Below are 26,551 nucleotides of genomic sequence, written 5' to 3' on the forward strand. Positions count from 1 at the left end.
TTAGTACTTTCAGGAAAGCATAACATAATATTTTTCGAATAATTTCTAACAAATGTGTAAATTCGCACGTTCCGGTAATTTTTGAATCAAAAAAACGAATGGACTTGAAAACAAATCCCAACTTACTGTTAAAGATTATCCTTGTTGCCTTCACTTGTTCTTACCACGTTTGCACAGCACAAACCGACAGTCTGACTTTTTCACCGCAATGGCATCCGCAGGCTCAGTTTGCCGGATTTTACATGGCTCAAAAAATGGGGTATTATAAAGAGGCCGGGCTCGAAGTGAAAATTATCCATCCCGGAACCTCAGAAACAGTATTCAACAAATTAGAAAAAGGTGAAGCTGACATTGTATCGATGATGTTATTATCAGCCATGACGCAATATAAAACAGAACAGAAGCTTGTGAATGTTGCACAACTTTCTCAAAATTCGTCTTTGCTTATTGTCGCAAAAAAAGAAAAGGGAATAGTAAAGCCGGAAGACCTCAACAACAAAAAGATAGGAATATGGAAAAGTGGCTTTGATGAAGTTCCAAAAGCTTTTGCCAAAAGCAATAATCTGAATGTAAACTGGGTGCCGGTTCTTTCCGGGATTAACCTGTTCTTAAACAATGGGGTGGATGCGCAGGTAGTAACTTTATACAATGAATACAACCAGCTTTTTCTATCGGGAATTGACCGGGAAGAACTTTCTACCTTCTATTTAAACGATATGGGATTCAACATTCCAGAAGATGGATTGTACTGCCTCCAAGCTACTGTTAAACAAAAAAAAGAGGCAATCGAAAAATTTATTCAGGCAAGTTTTAAGGGATGGGAATATGCCCGAAACCACAAAGAAGAAACGCTTCAGGAAGTACTTCGTTTAATGAAGGAAGCACATCTGGCAACCAACAAAGCACACCAGTCGAACATGTTAGACCAGATTTTACTTTTGATGCAAGCAAAAAACAATATTCCTTCCGGATTTCTTGAACCTGAAACTTTCGAACGAGCGAATCAGCTGCTACTTGATGACAATAAAATCACAAAGGCGATTCCCTACGAATCTTTTTTTGTACCTGATTTATCTCTGTAAAACCAAAATATTATAATCAAACGAGCGACCAATCAACAATTTTTTTAATGAAAAACTCAAAATTCCGTTCAATATCAACCCGCTTAGTAAGCGACATCGTTCTTTTTTGCAGTATCCTTTTTATTCTGATCATCGGCGCATTTTACTGGTATTCCAGACAATCAATTCAAGAAAACAACGAAAAATTAGCGTCGAGTTTAGCTGAAACTACCGTTCTGAAGATTTCAAATGTTTTGTCACCAGTTGAACGAATCCTGAACAACTATACCTGGATGCTTGAACAGGAATTGTTACCCGCTGATTCGGTATATACACTTACCCGAAAAGTAGTTGAAAACAATAGCAATGTTGTTGGATGCGCCATTGCTTTTGAACCCTACACTTATATTAAAAAGGGTTACTATTTTGCACCTTATTCGTATCGCACTGACAGCTCGGTTGTATCGATACAGTTGGGCAATGCCAATTATGAATATTTTTTTATGGATTGGTACCAGATTCCACACACCCTGAATAGAAGTTATTGGTCGAATCCCTATTTCGACGAAGGTGGTGCAAATCAACTTTTAACTACTTATTCCGTTCCGTTTTACGCATTGAAAGATTCTACCCCGCGGGGAATTATGACGGTTGATGTTTCACTCGAGTGGCTGGCTCAATTGGTTAATCAGGTAAAAATTCTGGACAGTGGCTACGCAGCAATAATTGGCCCGAATGGTACATTCATTTCACATCCGGATCAGGAATTTATAATGAACAAGACCATTTTCAGCTACGCGGAGGAAACGAACAATTCTGAATTACGTGCGATCGGGCAAAACATGATTAAAGGGAAAACTGCCTACCAATCCGTTTCCATTGAAAATACCAGCTACCAACTTTACTACACTGCTCTTCCCGGCATGGACTGGTCAATAATGATACTTTTCCCGGAAAAAGAAATGTTTGCATCCCTGCATTTTCTCTTTATTATTCTGCTTTGTTCTATTGTTGTGGCTCTGTTTAGTTTGGCGATTGTCATTCAACGAATCGTAAAAGCCAAAACATCCAGCCTGTCGCAATTTGCCGAGGCGGCAAAAAAAACGGCACGCGGCGATTTCAAAGCCCAGCTTCCCGTTATAACTGCTAACGATGAAATTCTGCAATTAAAAGAAGCTTTTGCCTTTTTGCAAACCGAAATTCAGGAATACATCCGCAACCTTCAGCAGGCCACTATTGAGCGTGAGAAAATGGAAAGTGAACTCCGCATTGCCCGGAACATTCAAATGGGCCTCATTCCAAAAATATTTCCTCCGTTTCCCAATCATCCGCAAATTGATTTGTATGCAGAATTGGAACCTGCCCGCGAAGTTGGCGGTGATTTATACGATTTCTTTTTGACAGATGACAATCACCTCTGTTTTGTAATTGGCGATGTTTCAGGGAAAGGGGTTCCTGCTTCGCTTTTTATGGCCGTTACCCGAACATTGCTTCGAACCGTTGCTAACCAAAATAAATCACCACAAACAATTATTAATGAACTCAACCAGGCACTGGCTTCCGATAATGAGGAAAACATGTTTGTAACGCTTTTCCTGGGAATTCTAAACCTTAAAACAGGGGAACTGGATTACGTGAATGCCGGCCACAACGCACCAATATTGTTAAGAGAAGGTCAGCCCCCCAGAGCGGTTCCTGTTGTAACCAATATTCCCTTAGGTGTACTTCCGCAATTCGACTTTGCCCAGGGCCAGATGCTGCTTGAATCAAACGATAATTTATTTTTATACACCGATGGGATTAACGAGGCCGAGAACATATCACAGGAACTTTACTCAACCGAACGGTTAATGCGATCTCTTGAAGAAAACCAATCGAAAGATCCACAGGAGTTAATTGGCGCCATAATAGCATCCGTCAATAAATTTGCTGACGGTAATGTTCAGTCGGACGATATGACTTTATTGGCATTAAAATATTCCGGGCAAGAAATAATCTGACAAATTACTTATTTTCGCAGAGCTGAATATGCAAAAATCAAGCATTAAAATATCAAACCAAATCGATGAACTCAACCGTGTAACGGCATTTGTTGAAGATTTGGCTGAGCAATGGAAATTGCCTCCATCTTTAACGATGCATTTGAATTTAGCACTTGAGGAGATTTTAAGCAACATTATTTTTTACGCCTACAACGACAGTTTGGAACACATAATCGACATTGACTTTAACCTGACGGGAAACAAGTTATCCATTCAAATTATTGACGAGGGAAAAGCTTTTAACCCACTTGAAACAAAAAGACCGGACACACAAGCGCCTTTAGACGAAAGAGAACCGGGAGGACTTGGAATTTTCCTTGTTAAACAACTCATGGACAACTTATATTATAAAAGAGACAACACGCAAAACATATTAACCTTAGAAAAAAACATCTAATCATGGGGATTAAAAAAAACCAAAAAGAAGACGCCTTAATTCTTTATATTGAAGGGAGAATTGATACAACAAATTATAAAGATATTGAAACGGCCATTGAAGAAGCTATTGAACCCGGCAACTCAAAATTAATTCTGGATTGCGAAAAACTAAATTACATTAGTAGTTCCGGTTTGCGTATTTTTCTAACACTTCAGAAAAAAATGATGGAAAAACAAGCGGAATTAGTTTTATGCAAAATGCAGCCGATGATTAAAGAAATCTTCGATATTTCCGGATTTTCAAACATATTTAAAATCAAAACTACAGAAGAGGAAGCATTGGCTTAATCTAAATGTAATTGATCAAATACATAGTCAAGTAATTCGCGTGATTCATCGCTGTAAACCCGGATACTTTCCTTGTCAAGTTTTACATTGACTTTTTGCAGCATTACGCGATCCTCGCCGTTGTGAATGTGAGGCATAATTCCACAAAATGAAAAACCAGCCTTTTCGCATTCTTCAACAACCACGGGAGAATACGGATGTTGCATACTCATAAATACGTAACAGGCATCCATTTTTTGCATGATGCATTTGTGCATATTCTGGATTATTTCAGAAGCAGTTTCTTTGCCAATCTGACCAACAATAATAAATGCAACATTTAATGATTCAGACAAGGGAACTAAAAACACTTCTGACTTCTCACCCGGAGCTGCTATTGCAGGTTCACCAAAAACACGCGGCATCTCCATCCAATTATAAATTGATTGAATCATATCCTTATGTTTTTCAGTTGAATAAACCGTCTCATCTTGGTACTTAAAAGCATTGTAATGATTAACTGTCGTACCTTTTGTCTGCGCGTTGGTACCAGTCATATTCGCCTGCATCCCTGAAGCAGCAATTCCCATCATTAGTGTACAGGGACGCGCACCGATCTCCTGCAATTCTTTTTGAGAAACAGTGTGCGTTGTAACAGCGCAATCGAAGATTCCATCGGCTCCCTGGGACTCTGCGTACTGCTTTGCTGCGCTGCCAAGCTCAACCATAACTCCAGGGCATCTGTAAGTTGGATCGATAAAAGCCAGTCCCATTTCCGGTACATTTTTATCGTGGTACTTCAATGCGAGATGGGCAATCAATGCTTCATCATCTTTATTTATTACAACAAACGAAACAAGTTCCTCTGCATTCAATTGATGTGCCAGGCTATCAGCATCGTAAAGCAACTCTTCCTGCGTATAACCATAACACTTCCAGGCTAAGCGAACAATATCTGAAATGTTATCTTTGTTTGCACGACGAATTTCATAATCCTTTACCCTGATACGAGTCTGCATTCTGCGCCGGCCATCGTATAATGCCAGTAAACTATCCGGGATCTGGTCTGTCGAAATTTTCTTTGTTAGTCTGGTCTCTTTTCCCTTACGACCATGCACAATTAGTTCAACCTTATCCATTAACGAATTCAACATATGCATTCCCAGCCCGGCATTATACGGACGATCTAATGAATAGTTATTACTTTTTCCCTGTTGAAAAGGAATTCCTTTCTCAAAAACAGATACGACCAAATACGCATCCTTAACTTTATAGTGTATATCAATAAAATCAGTTGACTGTACAATGGTTGAATAGTGGTCGATTACATTTTTAACCGCTTCTTCTACGGCCATCTGCAATTTGTTCGATTCTGTTGCATTAAAATGCAGAACATTGGCAATACCTGCTGCATTTGCGACAGCTTGCGGAATAAAATCATATAAAACGGGAAGTCGGAATTGTCCGAGAAACAGGGTTTGATCTGCTGAAATATTGGCCATAGATTAATACTTTTGAGTTGCCCAATTTAACAATAATTAGTAAGAATACACTCTAAATATCTTGCGGTACTGTTCCAATTAAGATTCTATTTAAATTAAGTCTTGAATACAAAAACAATGATAAAAAAACGCAGCAGATTCGTGCAAATATCAAATCAGATAAATTCAATTCCGAAGCACTTTTGTATAAGCTTCCTTCTATTCAGCTTAATCCTGAAACTGCGTTTCAGGAAGCAAGGACAAAATGAGTCAAAAAAAATGAAAGAACGGATAAAATTATAAAAACCTGAAAATCAGCATTGCATCCACTCGTTAATCAAAACTCGCCGCGAACGGAATTTTGAGTTTTTGTTTCTCAAAAAAACTTTATTTAAAGCTGCACCAATGGTTTGATGTTAATAAAGAAACGCTTTTGCTGCGAATGAAATCGAAATGGAAACGATAGCCATACCCGACCTTTTGTTAGGTAAAAAAAGGACGAAGTAAATATATTTTTTTACGTCCGTGAAAGAGGTCCTGATCAGATTAAGCTAAAGCTTAACTATACACAAAATGTGCTTTGTTTACACGTTTAGGCCTGTTGATATTCAAGGAATCAGCAAATTGAGCTATTTTTAGACAAGATAAATCCTCCGGCAAAATTCGCCATTCAGCGGGCTCTGAGACAAAACCCCGGATTAAAAGTAACAGTGTCCACCAAAACGGATAGAATGTTGCCGGATAGCCCGTTTTAAGAACAGATTAGAAGACAACAAATAACATCCTAAAAAAACACCCGAGGGGTGGCGGCCACATCCAAAGGTCAGTAACGCTGTTCGCCGGAACTATCGATTTATATCCGCAAAAAGTCAACGACACGTTGTTCTGAAATTAACAGCTCCCGATACTGTTTTTATCAAAATTTTTTTTATTTTTAAAAAGTTAAAACCAAAATACTTTAGCCATTGAACACAGGTCTTGCAAATAATAAATTTTCCAACATTCCTGTTTTTACATTAAAAAAAACAAAATAATAGCATTATACTTGGATACACTATAGTAAGATATATATGCGTAATACATAATATGCGTGCGTTAACTACAATTTTAAAAAGACTTAAATGAAAAAAATAGTAGTTCCCATATTAATCTTTTTTATAACACTTAATTTCTGTAAAAAAGAAAAAACGCCTTATAAAGAATCTTTCTGCGAAGTTAACGTTTGAGTAAAAAATCGAGAATCAGACACTAAAAATTAATTTACATAATCCATATTAATTATAGTTTAAATATTATTAATACAATGAAAAAGCTAGCATTTTTAATCTTAGCACATAATGACTCCGTTCATTTAAGTAAGCTTATTAAGGCGTTAAATTATAATTCTGACTTCTACGTACACATTGATAAGAAAACAAATATAAAAGAGTTTCAAGATAGGATACCTTTAAAAAATGTATTCTTTTTGGAGAATAGAATTACTGTATCCTGGGCAGGAATCTCAATGGTAGATGCTTTGTTCGAATTAATACACGAAGTTTTAAAATGCGAAATAGAATATTCCCATGCAGTATTTATTACGGGTTCATGCTACCCTATAAAAAGTATTAAAACTATTTATGAAGAATTCATTTCAAACCCTGAAAAAGAATATATAAACTTCATAGATATGAGAGACAGCCCCGAACATTATATTAAGTTAATAAAACAAAAGTGGTTTAAAGAACCAATATTTCACTTCAAAAATAAACACTTAATCAACTTAGATAAATGCATAAGATTTTTGCTCAACAAACTAAAATTGAAAAATCATTGGGGTGAAAAAATCATCCCGTACACGGGACATACATGGTGTGCGCTTACAATGAATTGTTGTAAATACGTTTATGAATACCACAGAAATAACCCATGGTTTCGGGAGATGAATCGCTTCACTATGGCTGCAGATGAGCATTACATACACACGATAATAGGAAACTCATTTTTTAAGCCGTTATCATTAGGCGTTACTAAATATAAGGGGCGTGGCTTATACCAATATACAAGCATTTACTTAATTGATAAATCTTTAGTAAAATGGTATGATTTGAACGACTGGAAGGAAATTAAAGCGTCAGATAAATTATTTATCAGAAAAGTCAACTCACAAACAGGAAACGAACTGGTTACGAAAATAAATAATGAATTGTTCTAAAAACCAGTCCCAACTTTAAAAACTGAAAGTAAAAGATTAAACTCCTGCAAGCCTGAACGAATAAAAACATACCCGACATTCCCTGTTATACCTTTCTTATTCAAATTCGATACTGGTTGAGCATTGTGCACAACTCAAGGATAAGGAACATCAATTCAGATACATTCGGTTTCAAAGCGTTTTTGTATAAACTTCTTTCTTCAGCTTGTTCCCGAAACCGCATTACCCGGATAAAAAACAGGACAAAAAATAAATCGAAAAAAATAAAATACAACCGGCAGAATGGCAAAACAACTGCAAGTAGTGCCAATACAACTATCTGTGGCACATTCTGACTGATTCAGAAAATGGGGTGAAATATCTTTGTTGTGTTTAAAAATTTATAAATTATGACACAAATGGAAACAAAAAGGATTGGAAACAAAATTGCAGAAGCGAGAAAGCAAAGAAGTATCTCAGACTCAAACCTAAATCTATGTAGATTTCAAACTACTGACCTCATTCGTAACAGTTTTAAAAACAGCTTACTAATTGAAGCTGAATTTCCAAAAAGTACAATAAAAGGTTGTGATTTCAAAGCTGCTGATTTAACAAAGGTATTTTTTAATCTCAGTAGTTTTCTTAAGAATACAATAACAAAGGTGGTATGGAATAATACAATATTTAAAGACACACAATTGAAGGATGTGGTTTTTGACGGGATAATTGAAAATTGCCACTTTGAAAAATGTGCTTTTAAAGGAGTAAAATTCCAAAATGCAACGATTGTAAATACATTCTTTAAGTACAATAAAAATCTTAACCGGGTTCAGTTTATCGATTGCAAAGTGGATAGTTTAACCTATGCGTTTTTGAAAAATGGCAAAGCAGATTTGACTGACGTATCATTGATAACAAAATAAAGTAGAAAAACAAGGCACAGAATGAAACCAAAGCTTTAATCGGGAAATGCTCTGAACGGGCGAATATCCAATTTATACATTAACAGTCATTTAAAACGCTCTAAAAAGAGAATATAAACGAAGTATTACACTTGACGGGAACATAAAAAAAACTTTTCAAAAACATCAAATCCGGGTTAAAAGTAGTTCCCGTTATTAGGCTCAACCCTATTCTCGATTTCCATTTATTGAACAGTCCTCCCGATTGAGCGCTCAAAAAAAAAGTGGTATGAAAGGGAGCATTTCGGATTATGGTTACATCACAATAGGGTTATATCCCAAAATTTGCGCGCCGGATAAAGCGGCTAAACGGGATTTGAAAAACATATGACAATAAAGAACGGCATCTCTTTTATATAAACTCACAGGGTAGTCATCCTTTCATCTCAGAAAAAATTCTCAAAACATTCCCGCCATCCTATATGTTGCCTATGTTAATGTTTAAAATATTCAAACATATAAGAAACCTTAATTGGATGAATTTCCTGACGCTAATGCTGCTCATCCTGACAACATTTTCTTCGTGTACTGTCCGGAAAGCAATACAGGCTGAGTCGAAACAGGAAATAACCCAAACTTTGAATCCGATAAAATCGGCTACCGTGGCTTCATCTCATTGCTTTAGTTACGACGAAATATCTGCAGTATATAAAACCAGGACCATTGTCGAACAGTCTGATTTTTTTTCTGATCCAATCACTGAAATATTCATTTCAAAAAATACAATTAACGGGAAGTCTTTATTCCCAATAATACCGGAAAATCCAAATTCTGCGGTTACCATTCCACTATACATTCTTTTTCGCCAAATCAAAGCATTTGTTTAGTTCAGGAATCAGTCCTTTTTCCGTTTAGTCTTTTCAAAACTATTTTTCACTTTTTAAACCCTACCGGTTTTGAAAACGGGAGAGTATAAGTCGATTACAAACCGACAAAGTAAATGTGAATGTATATCCCAAACAAGTGCAAACTAATTTCAAATGAATTAAATAGATCGAAATGAATTATATAAAAGAAAAAATAAATCCAGAAAAATCATTTGACCTTGCCGGTCTGATAACTTTATCTTTACGACTTGTAGCCGGCTGGACATATTTCTCTGCCTTTTGGAGAAGAATCATATTAACCGACAAGCTAAACCCTGAGTTACCGGGTTACATCGGAGAAAAGTTTAATCATTTTCTCCCCAATGCACTCGGAATAAAACCGCTCATCGGGTTTCTGGTCAGCCATCCCGACTGGCTGTGGTGGGCTATGGTCGTTTTCACCATTATTGAAGGTATTGTTGGCTTGCTTTTTATGCTTGGTTTATTTACCCGGATGATGAGCATCGGCATTCTGAGCCTTGCTTTTGGAATTTTACTGGGCTCAGGCTGGATAGGAACCACCTGTCTTGACGAGTGGCAAATCGGAATCCTCGGAATTGCGGCCGGTTTTACCATCTTTCTTTCCGGTGGTGGAATATTTTCCATCGACAACCTGCTTTTTGTAAAAAACAAAAAAATAACAACAAAAAAATGGTTTGCGTGGCTGGCGTCCGGTGAACTGCCTTTGTCAAAACAATACCTGAAACAGCTGGCTTTTACAGGTGCCATGTTAATTCTGTTTGTCAGCCTTTCTACCAACCAGATTTTTCACGGAGGAATTTGGGGAACGTTACATAATAAATCAGTAAAACCAGACATTGAGATTTCAAATGTCTTTGTTACGGATAAAAATCTCAACTTTACAGTTTTCCGGACAGAGGGTGTAGATGTTTACGGTTCATTTTTAATCGAAATTGCGTTGAGCAATCAGAATGGCGAGAAAAAAATAGCACTGAATAGTGACGATTTAGCAAACTTTCCTGCAGAAAACATCTCAAACCATTTTGTAACAAAAGTAAAACCCGGAAAACACAGTCTGATTATCCCGCTTGGCGGCAAAGCCGATATTACCATTCCTTTTGAAAAACCGGAGGGGCTTTCTCCGGGAACATATAAACTGGTGTTGACTGATGTCAGTGGAATATTCTGGACCACAGATATTGTTCTATAAATGTTTGCAAATACAGACATTACTGATATATACATATTTCACAAACTTCCGGAAACCATTTACAAAAATGATTCGAACTGGGTTTCATAACTCCGGCTAATGCCCGAAGACTCTTTTAATCCAAAAAAAGAACGTCAAATTTAAAACGGGAGATTCAGGAGCGTTGTTTCAGGAGTTATTACCAAATATCAGCGGATGGGGATCGAGTCAGGAATATTTTATCAGTTAAAAAAAGTGATGCTTAAAAAAACGTGGTACAATGATATGGAAATGAGTTGGGTGGACGATTTTAATCCCAAAATGAATACCTTATTCACATCGTTTGGTGCCAGGCAGACACTCACGCATAAAACCATGCGTTATTTATTCGACCAAAATAAAACGTTTAAAAGGGCTCCGATTATAGATTAAATGCCCGGCATTTCCCAAATTTGAGCTACCTTCGCAAAAAAAATGATGCCATGAAACTTGTAGAAGTAAACGATAAAAAAAGCCGGAAACTATTCCACGAGGTTCCTCGCATAATATATCAAAATGACCCCAATTGGGTTCAACCTCTGGAAGGAATGGTTGAGGATACCTTTAACCCGGCCAAAAATAAAACCTTTAAAAACGGAAAAGCAATTCGGTGGGTGCTGACCGATGACAATAACAATTTGCTCGGTAGAATTGCAGCCTTTATCAATTTAAACACCGCCAAAACCTATGAGCAACCGACCGGCGGTTGTGGTTTTTTTGAATGTGTCGATAAACAAGAGGCAGCAAATCTGCTTTTTGATACGGCAAAAGAATGGAATAAAAAAAATGGTATGGAGGCCATGGACGGCCCGGTAAACTTTGGCGAAAACTACGTAAACTGGGGTTTACTGGTTGACGGTTTTATGCAGCAAGGATATGGAATGCCCTACAATCCCCCCTATTACGAAAAACTTTTTCGCAATTATGGTTTTGAAATTTACTTTGAACAGTATTGTTATCATCTCGACTACACTGTACCTTTCCCTGAACGTTTCTGGAAAATAGCAGAATGGATTGCCAAAAAACCACAATACAATTTTCGTCATTTTGATTATAAGGAAACAGACAAGTTTGTAAAAGATTTCTGCACGGTTTATGACGCCGCCTGGTCTTTTCATGAACACTACAAACCACTTGACCCGGAAGATATCCATGATTTTATTACCTCTTCAAAAGCCATTCTCGACCCTGAAATGATTTGGTTTGCTTATCACGAGGAAAAACCCATTGCTTTATTTGTTATGATTCCTGATATCAACCAGATTCTAAAAAAACTCAATGGAAAACTAAATGCTTTGGGAATAACAAAGTTCCTCTATTACAAGTGGAAAAAAATCATGACCCGAACCCGGATTATTATTATGGGAATCGATGCAAAATACCAGCGTTCGGGAGTTGAATCGGCAATTTTCTGGCACCAGGAACAGATTATGAAAAAGAAATCGCACAGGCATTATAGTGAAGTTGAGCTGTCGTGGGCAGGCGACTTTAATCCCAAAATTATTGCTGTTTATGAAGCTACAGGAGCAAAACGGACAAAAACACATTATACAATGCGTTATCTTTTTGACCGGAACAAACCCTTCCAGCGAGCACCGATAATTGGCTCCGAATCGCTCAACGAAAAAGTAAAGGCAAAAACAGGTAAAATTTAACACTACTTTTTTGGATTATAGCGATCTATAACTATCTTTGCAGGCCAAAATAAAAAGTTGTAATAACAGAAAGAATGGATTACAGTAATTGAAATGTAACCATTCAGATAAAAATAAACAAAAATGAAAAAAGGAATACATCCCGAAGATTACAGACTGGTAGCTTTCAGAGATATGTCAAACGGGCATACTTTTTTTACCAAGTCTACAGTTAACACCAAAGAAACTGAAGTTATCGACGGTGTTGAATACCCGCTGTTCAAAATTGAAATCTCAAATACCTCACATCCTTTTTACACCGGTAAAGTAAAACTGGTGGATACAGCAGGACGTGTTGACAAATTTATGAGCCGTTACGGGAAACACATGGACAAGAGAAAAAAATAAACGAAATAGGGCAATAGAAAAAACATCCGTCTTTTTGATGGATGTTTTTTTTTGTGCCAATATGAAATTTTGTCGGGATATACCACAAATTCCTGTGAACATTTCCGATAAAAATCGCATTACTTTTTATGGCACAACTATTGACCAACACCACCTAATAAAATCAGAACGTCTGAATAAGACAGTTTGTCACTAATTGGAATTATATGGGTAAAATTAAACATACAGGTTATCAAAATATATTTACAGGAATGGTCGATAATGATTCCGAATTTATACCAATCATTGCTGACGGAGACGATAAAGAATTAAAAAATACGGAGATTCCGGATGTTCTTCCGATTCTCCCCTTGCGCAATACCGTGTTATTTCCGGGAGTTGTACTTCCGATTACTGTTGGACGTGAAAAATCGTTACGGCTGATAAAAGATGTTTATGCCGGCGGACGGTTACTGGGAACGATTGCGCAAAAAGATTATACGATTGACAAGCCCAAAACAACCGATTTGTTTCATACAGGTACGGTTGCGGAAATTTTGAAAATTCTCGAAATGCCCGATGGCTCAACATCAGTAATTATCCAGGGAAAAAGAAGATATAATATTCTCGAATTTGTAAGCGAGGACCCGTATTTTAAGGCAAAAATTGACCCGCTGAGTGATTTTGTACCTGAAAACGACAATGAGTTCAGCGCCATTGTTGGGTCGCTAAAAGACCTTTCCATTAAAATTGCTCAATTTTCGGCCAATGTTCCGCCTGAGGCGACTTTTGCTGTTAAAAATATTGAGAACTCTACTTTCCTCATCAATTTTATTTGTTCGAATACCGATCTGAATGTGTCCGACAAACAAAACCTGCTGGAAATAGAGAGCATCAAAGAAAGGGGTGTTCAGGCCATTAGCTACCTGGTAAAAGAGGTACAAATGCTGGAGCTAAAACAAGACATACAGAAGAAAGTAAAAACCGACATGGACAAGCAACAACGCGAGTTTATGTTGAACCAGCAAATGAAGACGATTCAGGATGAGTTGGGCGGAAATCCGGTGGAACAGGAAATTAACGAACTCAAAGCAAAAGCCAAAGAAAAAAAGTGGGATGAAGATGTAGCCAAATTTTTTGAAAAAGAAGTGGAAAAACTGGGGCGTTTAAATCCGGCTGCCGGAGAATATTCTGTTCAATATACTTTTTGCCAGACTTTGCTTGATTTACCCTGGGACGAATACACCAAAGATAATTTCGACCTGAAGAATGCCAGTAAAGTATTGGATGAAGATCACTACGGACTGGAAAAGGTAAAGGAAAGGATCCTGGAACACCTGGCAGTGCTGAAATTGAAAAATGACATGAAATCTCCGATTTTGTGTTTATATGGACCTCCGGGAGTTGGAAAAACATCACTCGGAAAATCGGTAGCACGTGCACTGGACAGAAACTACGTTCGAATCAGTTTGGGTGGATTACATGATGAATCCGAAATCCGGGGGCACCGGAAAACATACATCGGTGCAATGCCCGGCCGGATTATTCAAAATATACGAAAAGCAAAATCATCCAACCCGGTTTTTATTCTGGATGAGATTGACAAGGTTTCAAAACATTTTCATGGAGATCCTGCTTCTGCTTTGCTCGAAGTTCTGGATCCGGAACAAAATGGTGAATTCCACGACAATTATGTGGAACACGATTATGACCTTTCAAGGGTGATGTTTATTGCTACGGCAAATACATTAAGTACCATTGCTCCTCCTCTTCGCGATCGTTTGGAGCTTATTGAGGTAAGCGGATACCTGGTGGAAGAAAAAATCGAAATTGCCAAACGGCACCTGATTCCAAAACAGCTGGAGAATCACGGTTTAACAAAAAAGGACGTTTCATTCTCTAAAGATGCCATTGAGCTTGTGATTGACGGATACACCCGCGAATCGGGCGTGCGCGAACTGGATAAGAAAATTGCTAAAGTGGTGCGACGCATTGCCAAAAAAATAGCTTTTGAAGAAAGTTACAATAAAAAGCTTAGCAAAACAGACATAAAAGAATACCTCGGAGTTACAGAATATTCCAAGGAGAAATACCAGGGTAATGATTTTGCAGGGGTGGTAACCGGTTTAGCCTGGACAGCGGTTGGCGGAGAAATTCTGTATGTGGAAACCAGTCTCAGTAAAGGAAAAGGTGCGTTAACTCTCACCGGTAACCTGGGCGATGTGATGAAAGAATCAGCCATGCTGGCCCACGAATATCTAAAATCGCATGCAGAGCAACTGGAACTGAAACCTGAAGTATTTAATAACTGGAATGTTCATATACACGTTCCCGAGGGTGCGATTCCCAAAGACGGTCCTTCGGCTGGTGTGACTATGGTTACGTCGCTTGCGTCAGCTTTCACTCAGCGAAAAGTAAAAAAGAACCTGGCCATGACAGGTGAGATTACACTCCGTGGAAAAGTACTGCCCGTTGGCGGAATAAAAGAAAAAATCCTGGCGGCAAAACGTGCCGGAATTACTGAAATTATTCTTTCGGAAGACAACAAAAAGAACCTGGAAGAAATAAAAAATATTTACCTGAAAGGATTAAAATTCCACTTTGTAAAAACCATTATGGACGTGCTGGACATTGCACTTCTGAAAACAAAAGTGGAAAAACCGGTATTGGTTAACTAATACCGCTTGTATTACCGGTTTTTGAAAAGTATTTCAATTACCGGAGAACAAAAAAAGGAGCATGTAAATCGTGCTCCTTTTTTTTGTTTTGTATCGGAAAAAGTCAATACTATTTTACCATTCTGTATGTCTTCTGTAAATCTTTAACTTTTGTCAGCGGAACCAGTTTAAATGAATAATTATACTGCTTTTCCAGCAAACGGTATTTCTCAATTGGCCGGGCATTTATCGACCAGGAATCATTTCCGCCCACACCTGCCAGTTCAGCACTGATATTTACGGTCAAATCTTCCGCCTTTTTCAATTCATTGGTATGTTGTGCTTCCCTTATATTTTCAGCAGAATAGGGCCAAACCGATGTTTGTATCGGCTCATTTCCAACAACCATTAAACCATTGTTTTGATTATTGGTAAACGACAGCCATCGCACACAGGTATGGTTGCTGCTTTCCTGTGGTTTTACATAGTTGTAATAGAAATCGTCGACTTTGCCTGAATAAACATCTACTTCTGCAGCACCATTCCTGTCAACATAATTTTCAAAAGGTCCTTTCCCGTAAAAACTCATATTGCTAAAACTGTCCGGGACACCCGTTGTCATTCCCACACGAATAGGTTCGGGCATTTCTTCCGGGATATTTAAATCAAACTGAACCTTAATTTCACCTTCAGAGGAAAACTGATAAGTCAGCAACAATGTCAAACCTTCATAAGTCAGATTTGCCTGAACTTTTGAGCTTTCTTTGTCAATATCCAGGGAATTTACTTTTAATAAGCCGGGCAGTTCGTTCCATATATTTAACGAGTTCTGTGCTCTCCAGCCGCGCTCATCATTGTCGGTAAGCGGGCGCCAGAAATAGGGCTGCAAGGCGGCTGTCAGCAACTCTTCATCTCCTTTTTGTATAGAAACAAGCAAACCACTTGATTTTGAAACTTCGGCTTTAAAACCTTTTCCTGACACAACAACAGATTCCCCCGATTCTTCGATTGCCGGATTTGTTGCTTTACTTTGATTGTCTGCAGCAGTTACGGTCTCCAGCGGAAGTTTAAACTGTTCTTTTGCCACTTCGTGCCCTGCTTTTGCCCAGTTTTTTTCTTCTTTTAACTGAACACTCAAACGCAACCAATATTCAGCATTTGCTGTTGTTTTAATATTATCGAACGGAATCTGAATAACTTTGGCATCTCCGGGATTCAGAATCAACGATTCTATTTCACCCGACTGAATTTCTGCGCCATCTTCTTTTAACGACCAAACCAGTTTTAATTCAGCAAGATTGGTAAAATTGTGTCGGTTTCTGATTCTTACCAATCCATTTCCCAAATCAACAGCCGAAAATTCAACCGGCTGCATGACATATTTAGCTTCGTAAGTTTGTGGTTTTGGTAAACGGTCGGAGGCAATAACGCCATTAATACAAAAATTATTTCCATTGGGAGTGTCTCCAAAATCTCCGCCGTAAGCAAAATATTCTTTCCCTTTTTCATCTTTTTTCAAAAGTCCCTGGTCGATCCAGTCCCAGATAAAACCACCGATAAGATTGGGGTATTTACGAATCAAATCCCAGTATTCCTGAAAATTACCCAATGAATTCCCCATGGCATGTGCATATTCGCATTGCATAATCGGACGTTTTATATACGGGCTTTTTGCCATCGCCTCCAGTTGTTCCAGATTGGCATACATACGGCTAAGTACATCCACAAATTCCGGGTCGGTGGGATTTCCGATACGTCCCAACTGGCGTTCGTTGTATTCAGGCGTTCCGTAAGCCACATAATCTTTGTGTTCCGGTTGGCCCTCAGCTCCTTCGTAGTGAATAAAACGGGTAGGGTCAAAATCTTTTACCCATCCTGCTGCTCCCGCATGGTTGGGACCTGTTCCCGACTCGTTCCCCAACGACCAGGAGATAATGGAAGGATGGTTTTTGTCGCGTTCAACCATACGAACCACCCTGTCGGCAAAGGCCATATGCCATTCCGATTGATTGGTCAGGTACCCCATAGAACCATGAGTTTCTATGTTGGCCTCATCAATTACATACAATCCGTATTTATCACACAAATCGTAGAAATACGGATCGTTGGGGTAATGACAGGTACGTACTGCATTAAAATTGAACTGTTTCATCAGCAGCACATCCTGCAACATGTCATCGCGTGTAAGCGATTTCCCCCGGAGGTAATTGTGGTCGTGACGATTTACGCCGTAGAGTTTTACTGATTTTCCGTTGATCAGAAGCTGGCCGTTTTGGGTTTCTACTTCTCGAAATCCCACTTTTGCCGACCGGGCTTCCACAACTTCTCCATCTTTGTTTTTTAATGTTAAGACCACAGAGTAGAGTACAGGTTTCTCGGCAGACCATTTTTCGGGACTGGAAATTTTCTTTTCCATCAAACCAAAATAAACATTGTCACGTTGCGGGTAACGTTCATAAACAATATCCGCAACATCAATACTGATGGGTTCGTCAAACACCGGTTTGTCCTGAGGAGAAAACAATTCTGCTTCCAGGGTCCACCCGCTGATCGGCACATCAGGATTTCGGCTAATGGTTGGTCTGATTTGCAGCAGCGCATCCTGATAATTGGCATCCAAACGTGTACGTACAAAAAAGTCTTCAACAGCAATTTTGGGCTGGGCAAGCAACATCACTTCCCGGTAAATTCCACTCATCCGCCAGTGATCCTGATCTTCCAGATAACTGCCATCGCTCCAGCGAAACACCTGAACTGCCAGGGTATTCTCCCCGGTTTTCAAAAAATTGGTGATATCAAACTCAGCAGGTAAGCGGCTGTCCTGGCTGTATCCAACTTTCTCGCCGTTTACCCACACATACATTGCCGAGCTAACGCCGCCAAAATGAAGAATTACACGTTGATTACTCCATTCTTCAGGAACTGTAAAAGTTTTCACATATGAGCCCACAGGATTGTCGCGGGCGATAAATGGCGGATTGGGTCTTGAAGGCGCAATAACATCTGCCATAAAACGTGAAAACAATTCCTGTCGTGACAAGCCTTCCGGAACATCATAATTTTCCTGATACCACTCCATTGGATTTACTCCATTGGGAACAGGAGACTCCGGTCCAAACGGGTAGCCCGAATTCATATAAATAGGAGTTCCATACCCTTCCATTTCCCAGTTCGACGGTACTTCAATATCGTCCCAGCCCGAAACGTCTTTATTGTAAAAGTCCATGGGCCGATCTTCCTCCTTTTCTACAAAATTAAATTTCCAGGTCCCATCCAAAGAAATCATTCCTGATCTTTCCCTATCTCCTTTTAAAGCATCACTTTGCGACTTAAAAGAATAGGACGTCGCATGCGCAGGCAATTTATTCTTAGCAATTACCGTCGGGTCTTCCCAATCGGAATTCTGTGCCCATGCAAGAGATGTAAAAAGGATTAAAACAAGTGTGTATAATTTGTTCATTGTACAGTAAATTATTGATTTTTATTGATTCTCTCTTTTTTAAAGACGTAGATTTTTGCATATACACCTATATAAATATAATTTTTGAAAATTGCACGATGCCCGGAGTCATTCGGATTTACCACCACGAATGGAATAAAAACATTTTTATTCTTAAAAGCTAAAAAAAGTGTAATAGTTCTTTACCGGCTTAAAAGAGCAGACGATTAAAAAAGACAGCACCACGTGGCAACAGCCTACATTTCCTCCGAAGAAGGAATCAGTTGTGCCGACAGATCCGGGTCTGCCATTTCTTTATCCAGGGGGAACATTGGTCTGTGGATTCGCTGATATCCGAGGCGTTCCAAATCCTGATCCACGCCCCCCGGAGTCAGCGCCATAATCCAGTCGGCCCTCATATTATAAAGTTCGGGTACCAGATAACCAATTTTAACCACCACAATATCTGCTTCCCGGGGGGCCAAACCGATCTGAGTAAAATCCCTTTCGTAATGATAGGGTTTGCGTTTTTTTGTTACAATCGCTTTTACACTGCCCACCTGAATAACAGCTATCTCACCGGCAGTAGCATCGTTGGTTTCAATGGCCAGCACTTTACCCGAGAGTTTTACGGGCGGTGCATAACGGTCATCAACCATTGCACCTGCCACACCGCTTACTTTAGCTCCTATCCCTGCTACTATTGCTTTTTCAACCAATTCCGGCCCGGGAATGGAAGCATAAATCAGCGACGGGCCATTTTCTGATTGAAACTCAGGGCGTTTAAGAATTTCAGTCAAAGTCCAGGAAACATCTCCTGCTCCTCCTGCAGTTGGATTGTCCCCCATATCGCTGATAATAAACGGATGTTTGTCGCTTTTTACGGCCATATCCAAACATTCACCGAGTGGAGCCACCGGGGCCACAAACTCAAACTCATTCCGCACATCCCAGAAACTTTTTGCGAGATATTCGGCACCTTCCACCACCTTTTTTCTGTCATCGCCGGTAACCATAACATATCCCCGGTTACGCGGTTCATCAGCCCACGCATAACCAATCCAGATGGCTGCATCAATTACACCTTCCTGATCGGCAACCCCCGGCACCCTGGCATACAAACTTTTCCCGGGTTCGATTCGTGTGCTGGTTTTTTCTCCCGGTAATAAAATCGGCACCGGTATCCAGGCTTTGTATTTTGGTTTGCCTTTTCCGTTCTCCAACCTTTCGAGCAGATTTTCAAGTGCCCGTTGTTTTGACTCCAGCGCGTCTTCATGGGGTGCCATTCTGTAGCAGGTTATCAAATCCGTGTGATGCGCCAGACGTTCACTTACATTTCCGTGCAGATCCATCGATGTTGAAATTACCGTTTCAAGACCTACTACCTCACGTATTTTTTTAATCATGTCTCCCTCCGGATCATCTATACCTACAACACTCATCGCTCCGTGAATGTCAAAAAATACTCCATCATAAGGAAGGTTTTCTTTTAGTTTAGCCAGCATTTCATTCATCAAACTGTCGTACGCTTCGCGTGTTACAATACCTCCCGGGATAGCATGCCCGCGAAGTGTTGGAAACCATTCGGCCCTTTTTCGGTCGGGAGCATCTTCCGCCAAAAACGGGTAATAGGAAAATATTTCTTCTCCGGTTCGAACACGAAATGCTTCTGCATTTGTAACCGCCGGAGAAAAAGTACTTGATTCAATTGCCAGTCCGCAAATGGCTATCCGGGGAAGCTCGGTCGCACCTGTGTCGTTGTTTTGCTTCCTGTTTCCCGAATGGCAGGACGCTAAAAACAAAACCGATATCATAGTGATGAAAGAAAATACTTTATTCATACAAAAAGATATTATAGGTTATCAAATTATCAGGTAAATATAAGAAGCTTTTTTTGGAGCGCAGGCTGAAAATCTCACGAAAAGTAACGACGCTGTTTTAACAAACAACAGCAAAAAGCAAAAATTTCTCTTTTAAAGGCTTAAATCGATACGAATTTTCAGTACATATAAAAAATAACACAGCCTGCATATCTATTTTTTTTAAATCCCGTAAACACAAGCGCACTGTTATTTGTATTTAAAATAGTGACTTTCAGCACCTGACTATAAAGATATGAATAAAACGTTGACCACATTTATCAAAAATCTTTCAGGAATTATTCCCTACCCTAATTTAGGCAAGACAGAATTGTTTGTGGAATGGAAAAACCGGCTGTTGTTTTTCCTTCTGGGAGCGTTGGTTGTTTTGGGTACCGTTGCCTATGTCCCAAGTATGCTTCTTGCTGTAAAAGAAAAACTGTGGTCTGTTGCTGCCATTGATTCTCTGGTTTATCTTTCTGTAGCTTATATCACTTTTTCAAAAAAAATATCCGCCAACACAAAGGTTCTTGGCAGTATTGTTATTTTTTATTTTCTGGGTGTTGCTCTTTTGTTGTTTCTGGGGAAAGACGGAGCCGGTTTTAACTGGTTATTTATCTATCCCATCCTTTCGAGCTTTTTTTATGGACGAAACGGCGCTACAAAGGCTACCCTGGTAAATATAATTACACTTGTTCTTTTAGCCCTTCCTGTTTATTTTAAATGGACAGAAGTTGGTCTTATCAGTGAATACGGGATTGCGGGATGGATAGTAAACTCCGTGAATTTTATCGTTATCTGTGCTCTCATTTCTTTTTCACTTGCCATCATTATTTCCAATATCGATAAGTCGCTAAAAACAGAAAAAGAACTAACCCACCTGTTAACCGAAAATCAGGAGAAACTGGCTGTTGAAAAGGAAAGAGCGGAAGAATCAGACCGGTTAAAATCTACTTTTCTGGCGAATATGAGCCATGAAATACGAACACCGATGAACTCCATTCTGGGTTTTTCCAATTTATTGTCAGACCCGGATATTTCACCGGATAAAACGCAAAAATACAACCAGCTTATTCATCTGGCAGGTGGACAATTAATGAATATTATCGATGACATAATCGATATTTCAAAAATTGAATTAAACCAGATGAAGATAAAAAAAGCTCCGATGAATGTGTGGCAGTGTATAACAGAAATCCTCGAAATTCAGCAAAACAGAATCGAATCGCTTGATAAGGATTTGTTACTAAACGCGGATGTCCCGGCAGAATACCAGCGCTTGCTGATTGAGTCTGACGAATTGCGGGTAAAACAAATTTTAAATAACCTGGTTGGCAATGCTGTAAAATACACCCAAAAAGGAAGCGTTACGTTTGGATACCGTCCAAAAATACTGGACAATAAAAAGGTAATTGAATTTTTTGTAAAAGATACCGGACGCGGGATTCCCCCGGGAGATCAGGAAAAAATATTTGGTCGTTTTGCACAAGCCGAAAATGTGGATTTTAAAGAAGGAACCGGTCTGGGGCTAAGTATCACCAAAGGCCTGCTTGAGCTTCTGGAAGGAAAAATATGGCTAAAATCGGAAGCAGGAAAAGGAAGTAAATTTTACTTTACACTTCCCTATAATGAAAGTACAGTTAAAAACAAAAACAAACCCAGCGCATCAATCGTTTCCGACCTGACCGGAAAAACGATTTATATTGCAGAAGACGATACCTTCTCATTCTACTATCTGGCGGAATTGTTAAAACCAACACATATCAAAATCCGGAAGGCCGTTAACGGTAAGGAACTGCTTGACCTGATCCGGGAAAAGACACCTGACCTTGTTTTGCTCGACATCAATATGCCGGTTATGGATGGTTATGAAGCAATTCAGAAAATCAGGAAAACGCAGCCCAACCTGCCCGTAATTGCGCAAACCGCCTATGCTATGGCCGAAGAACAGCAAAAATGTATCAATCTCGGGTGCAACGACTATATCGCCAAACCCATAAAAAAGGACCGTTTTTTTTATTTGTTAAACACCTATCTCAAAAATTAGATTCCCGGGTTCCTGACTTTTTATAAAATTCCGGGAGACAAAGCATTACAATATTTTGTCACTTTTTCTTATTCATAAAATTGACTATTTTAGGTCATATTTAAATCCGTAAAAAATGAATCTGTTTCTTCGTTTGGGCACCTCGATTGTGATTTTGGCACTGTTATCATACACTGTTGCCATTTTTAGCGAGCAACGAAAAAAAAGGATAGACAAAACCGTACTAATCTTCTTAACACTGGGTGTTCTCCTCGATATCACAGCCACTACGTTTATGATTCTGGGGTCTTCAAAAGGAGGATTTACACTCCACGGAATACTTGGATATTCTTCACTACTCGCTATGTTTACCGACGCTGTGCTTATATGGCGGCAAAAAACAAAAAAAGGCTTACATTCCTATGTCCCTGCAAAGCTGCATCTCTATTCCAGATACGCTTACCTCTGGTGGCTTATTGCTTTTATAACAGGCGGGTTACTGGTAGCTTTCCGATAAAAAACTGTACAATTTGAAACTTTATCATAAAAAATATTAGCAATTTTACAGCCAGACCAAAAAAAAAACACTTCACCCTTCTAAAAAGACTTTTCAAGCATACAAAACGGTCATACGTCGATTAACCTGAAACCTTTCAAACATATGTGCGTCTTTTACAATATACAAATAAAGAAAATCCTTAAAGTTGACTATCCCCGCGGCAGAGCCAAGGAGTATTTCGCCAACTTTATTTTCAGCATTGTTGCTGAAAAGTCAGATTTTCTCTATTTCACCCCTCTGTCATCCGCCATCTGGGCGATGACATCTACCCTGATTTCAGGGGAGAATATAAGGTAACTCCGAGGCTTTGCCTCGGAGAATTATTTGATTAAAAGGAAAAACAGAAAACATGCTGTGAGCAGTTTTCTTTTGCCCTTAACCTAACCGGGAAAACGGGAAAATGAAAATTGTTCTTTTTTACTAAAAACGATTATTAACCGAAGTGATACGCGTATCGTTAACTTCAAAAAAAGAATGTCATGAAAACAAAACAATTCGCATTAGCACTGCTTGCAGTTGCTTTAACATTAAGTGCAGCTGCCACCAAGATTCCAAAAATGAACATCGTAGCACTCGATGATTCAAAAACACTGATCGCCGCAGAAACCGATCCGGGAGTATCATCTGAAATTTCGATTGAAGACCAACATGGAAGGATAGTTTACTACAAACTTAGTAAAGCGTCTCCGGAATACAGATCGGTTTTTGATTTTTCAAAACTGGAGGATGGAACTTATACTGTTAAAATTAAATCAGGAAAGGTATCGGCTACACGGGTGATGGAAGTCAATGATGGAGGAGTCGTTGCAACTGCCGCAATGAAAACACATATCGAGCCTTACTTTTCATGCGATGACGACATACTCAAAGTAACCTACCTCAACTTCGACAAGGATGATGTTTCGCTGCTTATCTACAATGGTAGTCAGCTGATTTTTCAGTCGGGCTTAGGCACTGAATTTAATGTACAAAAAGGATTTGATGTTTCGGATTTAATGAGGGGAGACTATCATGTTGTTCTGGCCGGAACGGAAGAAAATTTTAGCTATCGTTTTATACGGTAAATTTTCCATAAATTTTAAGTTTGGGCCCTTGCAGAGTGCAAGGGCTTTTTGTTTTCAATCGGTCTATCCTCAAACAATAACAGCTTTTGTATGTTTTAAAACTCCTGCCCACTGCCATTTACGAATAGGTTCTGATTCCTCTGCGGGCAACATCCACATCCTGTTTGAATATTATTCGCTGAACACAAAGGTAATTTGGTTAAAATAGATGGTTGTGGTTGCTTCAAAAGCCGAATCAGTACCAACGATTAACCACGCCTCCCCGTTTTCATTGGAAGTGACCGTAAACGATGTACTGCTGTTGGATACTGTTTTTAAGGCATATTCGTTTGTATCCGTATCGTTTGAAAAATCGCCAATTACAATCATATCCGCACCACTTTGCGCCTGATTTGCTTTGTCGATATTCATACGGTACCAGTCTGACTCGTCCGTTTCAGACCTGGGTTCTGTGGTAGATGCGCCGGCTTTTATGTAAACTCCTTCGCCCGGGCTACCTCCAACGCCTGCGGAATCATCGGCAACATTTGACGCAAATTCAACCGTAAATTCAACATGATAAACCGTGGAGGACTGCAATCCTGAGATCTTTCGTTTTACAAACATAAACAAGTCATCGCTGTGGTTATTGCCCGATATTTTTAGAGCTCCCTTTGTGTGATCCAATGGTTCGGGTAATGCAGTATATTCAAACAGCATTTCATAAAAAGAGTCGTTTCCTGCCGGATAATCGGCAAAACCACCCGTCCATCCATCCGTATCCGAATTAAATTCATAGGTAAATTCTTGCGGTGCGGGAGTATTTTCATCTTCATCGCAACTAAAAAACAAAATGGTGGCAGCAATCACCGCAATAAATAATTTTCCACTGAAATTCATTGTTTCTTTCTTCTTCATAGCTTTTTATTTATTTAAATAATATGAATCAGATGAGAGAAATAGAATCGAGGTTGCTTTCGCTGGCTTAAAATCAAAGGAAATTTTAAATCCGGGGCAATAGTACCCAAAACGATGTGGTCTATGTGCGTTTCACTTAGAGAATCTTCGCAGGTCAAATTCTGCAAATAGTGCCAAATCCCTTCCCCGGCAAGGGATTTCACTCCGGAACAACTATCTTTTGCTTAGTTCCATGCGGGTATGATGCAGCTCCATGTTTATTTTTGTATATCGTTCAAGCGCACTTTTTTTATGCACTTCAAACTCCTTTTTGAGTTCCTCGTAGTCCTTTTTTGTGCGAACCGTAACTTTGTTGCTTCTTTTATAAAGTAAAAACAGAACACCCAGAAAAACCAACAAACCCAGAATTATTACAGACATTATCAAGGTATAAATTCCCTTTTCAACATTTATTCCAAAAACACTGATGGCATTTTGATTTTTAATGCTGGTTTCCAGCTCAGCTTTTGTATCGTCCAGTTGCTGATTGGTCGAACTTAAATCATTCCGAAGTCCGGCTACGGTATTTCCCTGTTCAGCCATTCTGTTCTCCAAAACCGAAATCGAGTCCGTTAATGCACGATAAAATTCATTTAACTGTGTTTCATTCAAAAAATAATTTCCATTCCAGAAATTCAGATTTTCTTTAAATACACTGTATTGCTGTTCCAGCTTATTTTCTTGTTTCCATGCATTAATATCTTTTGCGAAAGATGTGATTGCCAGGAGAAAAAGTAGAATCGAAAGCACTGTAAATTTTTTCATCTTTTTTGAAATCTTCAGGTTAAAAAATAAAAGTGTCACCTCGCACACAATTTTAAAAACTCAATCCAATCAGTTAACGAATAAATGTTTAATCTGTTGTATAATAAAAAATACAACTGCCGCAATTTTAAAACAAATGTCTCATTATTAGCGCCAAAAAGGAGAACAATTAAAAGGTAAAAATATCGTTTTTGATTGTTTTTGCAAACCCGGAAGATTGATAAACAATCATTTTCCCTTATTTTGGTTACACATGTTAAAGTAAAGCAGGATAGCTGTCAACCGGTAAATAGTTGCAGTTAACCGCTGTATCTGAAAGTTTCCGCTAGGTTTAGGGGCGTTTGGAATTTAACTTTTTGTATACAACTGACTATTAGTTATATTTGGGTTAAGTTAAAGGTAACTGGAAAAAATAACAGAATGAAGCCGGATAAAAACAAAGAAACGGAAAAGAAAAATGAAACGACTCAGAACAAAACAGAGGAGTGGATAGATAAGGCGGACAAGTTTATTGACGAAACATCAGAAAAAATTCACCAAAGCAAAACCTACAAAAAAGCTGACGAGGCAATGGAAAAAGCGACCAAAAGTATTTTCCGGGAAGCGGGCAAACTGTGGGGAAAATCGGAGCGTTATTTCAAAAATAAGGGGAATAAAAAAAATCAGGAATAATCTGAATAGCAGTTTAGTTTCTGTTCGGGATTACTGTCTGTATTAAAATTTACCGACTTCTGTAAAATCAAAAA

Annotated in this window: 21 protein-coding genes; 16 read left to right on the plus strand and 5 right to left on the minus strand. The window is 38.9% G+C overall.

The window, feature by feature from the left end; genetic code table 11:
• The first annotated feature begins 98 nt into the window (after positions 1–98).
• From GM418_RS05705 to GM418_RS05720, 4 genes are read left to right on the plus strand one after another with little or no spacing between them, the layout of a single operon-like run.
• Positions 99–1,082, plus strand: coding sequence for an ABC transporter substrate-binding protein (locus GM418_RS05705; protein WP_158864033.1), 984 nt, complete (start codon positions 99–101; stop codon positions 1,080–1,082).
• A gap of 47 nt (positions 1,083–1,129) precedes the next feature.
• Positions 1,130–3,061, plus strand: a complete 1,932-nt coding sequence (locus tag GM418_RS05710) for a SpoIIE family protein phosphatase (protein ID WP_158864035.1) — start codon at positions 1,130–1,132, stop codon at positions 3,059–3,061.
• Between the two features lie 28 nt (positions 3,062–3,089).
• Positions 3,090–3,500: an ATP-binding protein gene (locus tag GM418_RS05715; protein ID WP_158864037.1), complete on the plus strand. Its 411-nt coding sequence runs from the start codon at positions 3,090–3,092 to the stop codon at positions 3,498–3,500.
• 2 nt (positions 3,501–3,502) lie between these two features.
• On the plus strand, positions 3,503–3,829 hold the full coding sequence (locus GM418_RS05720; RefSeq protein WP_158864039.1) for an STAS domain-containing protein: 327 nt from the start codon (positions 3,503–3,505) through the stop codon (positions 3,827–3,829).
• Here GM418_RS05720 and GM418_RS05725 read toward each other — a convergent pair.
• The gene (locus GM418_RS05725) at positions 3,826–5,310 is read right to left on the minus strand and encodes a GNAT family N-acetyltransferase (protein ID WP_158864041.1); all 1,485 of its coding nucleotides are present in this window, start codon (positions 5,308–5,310) and stop codon (positions 3,826–3,828) included. The genes GM418_RS05720 and GM418_RS05725 overlap by 4 nt on opposite strands.
• Before the next feature lie 1,282 nt (positions 5,311–6,592).
• Between GM418_RS05725 and GM418_RS05730 the strand changes: the two genes are divergently transcribed.
• The 8 genes from GM418_RS05730 (at position 6,593) to lon (ending at position 15,178) form a co-directional block, all read left to right on the plus strand.
• Positions 6,593–7,483 (plus strand): beta-1,6-N-acetylglucosaminyltransferase, encoded by an 891-nt coding sequence (locus GM418_RS05730; RefSeq protein ID WP_158864043.1) that lies wholly within the window; start codon positions 6,593–6,595, stop codon positions 7,481–7,483.
• A gap of 398 nt (positions 7,484–7,881) precedes the next feature.
• Positions 7,882–8,385, plus strand: a complete 504-nt coding sequence (locus tag GM418_RS05735; protein ID WP_158864045.1) for a pentapeptide repeat-containing protein — start codon at positions 7,882–7,884, stop codon at positions 8,383–8,385.
• 515 nt (positions 8,386–8,900) lie between these two features.
• Positions 8,901–9,251, plus strand: coding sequence for a hypothetical protein (locus GM418_RS05740; RefSeq protein ID WP_158864046.1), 351 nt, complete (start codon positions 8,901–8,903; stop codon positions 9,249–9,251).
• 172 nt (positions 9,252–9,423) lie between these two features.
• Complete coding sequence (locus GM418_RS05745; RefSeq protein ID WP_158864048.1) at positions 9,424–10,461, plus strand: TQO small subunit DoxD; 1,038 nt, start codon at positions 9,424–9,426, stop codon at positions 10,459–10,461.
• Between the two features lie 195 nt (positions 10,462–10,656).
• Positions 10,657–10,872, plus strand: coding sequence for a hypothetical protein (locus GM418_RS05750; protein WP_158864050.1), 216 nt, complete (start codon positions 10,657–10,659; stop codon positions 10,870–10,872).
• A gap of 50 nt (positions 10,873–10,922) precedes the next feature.
• Positions 10,923–12,134, plus strand: a complete 1,212-nt coding sequence (locus tag GM418_RS05755) for a GNAT family N-acetyltransferase (RefSeq protein WP_158864052.1) — start codon at positions 10,923–10,925, stop codon at positions 12,132–12,134.
• A 123-nt stretch (positions 12,135–12,257) separates the two neighbouring features.
• Positions 12,258–12,521, plus strand: coding sequence for a type B 50S ribosomal protein L31 (locus GM418_RS05760; protein WP_158864054.1), 264 nt, complete (start codon positions 12,258–12,260; stop codon positions 12,519–12,521).
• Between the two features lie 206 nt (positions 12,522–12,727).
• Positions 12,728–15,178, plus strand: a complete 2,451-nt coding sequence (gene lon / locus GM418_RS05765; protein WP_158864056.1) for an endopeptidase La — start codon at positions 12,728–12,730, stop codon at positions 15,176–15,178.
• Between the two features lie 109 nt (positions 15,179–15,287).
• Here the strand turns inward: lon and GM418_RS05770 are convergent, their stop codons facing one another.
• Both GM418_RS05770 and GM418_RS05775 read right to left on the minus strand, forming a co-directional pair.
• Positions 15,288–18,617 (minus strand): glycoside hydrolase family 2 TIM barrel-domain containing protein, encoded by a 3,330-nt coding sequence (locus GM418_RS05770; protein ID WP_158864058.1) that lies wholly within the window; start codon positions 18,615–18,617, stop codon positions 15,288–15,290.
• A 236-nt stretch (positions 18,618–18,853) separates the two neighbouring features.
• Positions 18,854–20,437, minus strand: a complete 1,584-nt coding sequence (locus GM418_RS05775) for a M81 family metallopeptidase (RefSeq protein ID WP_158864060.1) — start codon at positions 20,435–20,437, stop codon at positions 18,854–18,856.
• 274 nt (positions 20,438–20,711) lie between these two features.
• On the opposite strand from GM418_RS05775, the gene GM418_RS05780 reads away from it, so the two are divergent.
• From GM418_RS05780 to GM418_RS05790, 3 genes are all read left to right on the plus strand, one after another.
• The gene (locus tag GM418_RS05780; protein ID WP_158864062.1) at positions 20,712–22,502 is read left to right on the plus strand and encodes an ATP-binding protein; all 1,791 of its coding nucleotides are present in this window, start codon (positions 20,712–20,714) and stop codon (positions 22,500–22,502) included.
• A 115-nt stretch (positions 22,503–22,617) separates the two neighbouring features.
• A complete protein-coding gene (locus GM418_RS05785) occupies positions 22,618–22,998 on the plus strand; it encodes a hypothetical protein (protein WP_158864064.1) in 381 nt (126 codons plus the stop codon).
• A gap of 521 nt (positions 22,999–23,519) precedes the next feature.
• Positions 23,520–24,104, plus strand: coding sequence for a T9SS type A sorting domain-containing protein (locus GM418_RS05790; RefSeq protein WP_158864066.1), 585 nt, complete (start codon positions 23,520–23,522; stop codon positions 24,102–24,104).
• A gap of 171 nt (positions 24,105–24,275) precedes the next feature.
• Here GM418_RS05790 and GM418_RS05795 read toward each other — a convergent pair whose 3' ends face one another.
• Both GM418_RS05795 and GM418_RS05800 read right to left on the minus strand, forming a co-directional pair.
• The gene (locus tag GM418_RS05795; protein ID WP_158864067.1) at positions 24,276–25,001 is read right to left on the minus strand and encodes a hypothetical protein; all 726 of its coding nucleotides are present in this window, start codon (positions 24,999–25,001) and stop codon (positions 24,276–24,278) included.
• A gap of 213 nt (positions 25,002–25,214) precedes the next feature.
• Complete coding sequence (locus GM418_RS05800) at positions 25,215–25,805, minus strand: hypothetical protein (RefSeq protein WP_158864069.1); 591 nt, start codon at positions 25,803–25,805, stop codon at positions 25,215–25,217.
• A 420-nt stretch (positions 25,806–26,225) separates the two neighbouring features.
• Between GM418_RS05800 and GM418_RS05805 the strand changes: the two genes are divergently transcribed.
• Positions 26,226–26,477 carry a hypothetical protein gene (locus GM418_RS05805; protein WP_158864071.1) on the plus strand — a complete coding sequence of 84 codons (252 nt, stop codon included), beginning with the start codon at positions 26,226–26,228 and terminating at the stop codon, positions 26,475–26,477.
• Positions 26,478–26,551: the final 74 nt, after the last annotated feature.

The sequence above is a fragment of the Maribellus comscasis genome (genome assembly GCF_009762775.1).
In the GTDB taxonomy this organism is placed as follows: domain Bacteria; phylum Bacteroidota; class Bacteroidia; order Bacteroidales; family Prolixibacteraceae; genus Draconibacterium; species Draconibacterium comscasis.

What these genes read in the sequence shown, in the direction of transcription:
- GM418_RS05705 (WP_158864033.1), top strand. Translation starts at nt 99, where the DNA reads ATGGACTTGAAAACAAATCCCAACTTACTGTTAAAGATTATCCTTGTT.
- GM418_RS05710 (WP_158864035.1), top strand. Translation starts at nt 1,130, where the DNA reads ATGAAAAACTCAAAATTCCGTTCAATATCAACCCGCTTAGTAAGCGAC.
- GM418_RS05715 (WP_158864037.1), top strand. Translation starts at nt 3,090, where the DNA reads ATGCAAAAATCAAGCATTAAAATATCAAACCAAATCGATGAACTCAAC.
- GM418_RS05720 (WP_158864039.1), top strand. Translation starts at nt 3,503, where the DNA reads ATGGGGATTAAAAAAAACCAAAAAGAAGACGCCTTAATTCTTTATATT.
- GM418_RS05725 (WP_158864041.1), bottom strand. Translation starts at nt 5,310, where the DNA reads ATGGCCAATATTTCAGCAGATCAAACCCTGTTTCTCGGACAATTCCGA.
- GM418_RS05730 (WP_158864043.1), top strand. Translation starts at nt 6,593, where the DNA reads ATGAAAAAGCTAGCATTTTTAATCTTAGCACATAATGACTCCGTTCAT.
- GM418_RS05735 (WP_158864045.1), top strand. Translation starts at nt 7,882, where the DNA reads ATGGAAACAAAAAGGATTGGAAACAAAATTGCAGAAGCGAGAAAGCAA.
- GM418_RS05740 (WP_158864046.1), top strand. Translation starts at nt 8,901, where the DNA reads ATGAATTTCCTGACGCTAATGCTGCTCATCCTGACAACATTTTCTTCG.
- GM418_RS05745 (WP_158864048.1), top strand. Translation starts at nt 9,424, where the DNA reads ATGAATTATATAAAAGAAAAAATAAATCCAGAAAAATCATTTGACCTT.
- GM418_RS05750 (WP_158864050.1), top strand. Translation starts at nt 10,657, where the DNA reads ATGGGGATCGAGTCAGGAATATTTTATCAGTTAAAAAAAGTGATGCTT.
- GM418_RS05755 (WP_158864052.1), top strand. Translation starts at nt 10,923, where the DNA reads ATGAAACTTGTAGAAGTAAACGATAAAAAAAGCCGGAAACTATTCCAC.
- GM418_RS05760 (WP_158864054.1), top strand. Translation starts at nt 12,258, where the DNA reads ATGAAAAAAGGAATACATCCCGAAGATTACAGACTGGTAGCTTTCAGA.
- lon (WP_158864056.1), top strand. Translation starts at nt 12,728, where the DNA reads ATGGGTAAAATTAAACATACAGGTTATCAAAATATATTTACAGGAATG.
- GM418_RS05770 (WP_158864058.1), bottom strand. Translation starts at nt 18,617, where the DNA reads ATGAACAAATTATACACACTTGTTTTAATCCTTTTTACATCTCTTGCA.
- GM418_RS05775 (WP_158864060.1), bottom strand. Translation starts at nt 20,437, where the DNA reads ATGAATAAAGTATTTTCTTTCATCACTATGATATCGGTTTTGTTTTTA.
- GM418_RS05780 (WP_158864062.1), top strand. Translation starts at nt 20,712, where the DNA reads ATGAATAAAACGTTGACCACATTTATCAAAAATCTTTCAGGAATTATT.
- GM418_RS05785 (WP_158864064.1), top strand. Translation starts at nt 22,618, where the DNA reads ATGAATCTGTTTCTTCGTTTGGGCACCTCGATTGTGATTTTGGCACTG.
- GM418_RS05790 (WP_158864066.1), top strand. Translation starts at nt 23,520, where the DNA reads ATGAAAACAAAACAATTCGCATTAGCACTGCTTGCAGTTGCTTTAACA.
- GM418_RS05795 (WP_158864067.1), bottom strand. Translation starts at nt 25,001, where the DNA reads ATGAAGAAGAAAGAAACAATGAATTTCAGTGGAAAATTATTTATTGCG.
- GM418_RS05800 (WP_158864069.1), bottom strand. Translation starts at nt 25,805, where the DNA reads ATGAAAAAATTTACAGTGCTTTCGATTCTACTTTTTCTCCTGGCAATC.
- GM418_RS05805 (WP_158864071.1), top strand. Translation starts at nt 26,226, where the DNA reads ATGAAGCCGGATAAAAACAAAGAAACGGAAAAGAAAAATGAAACGACT.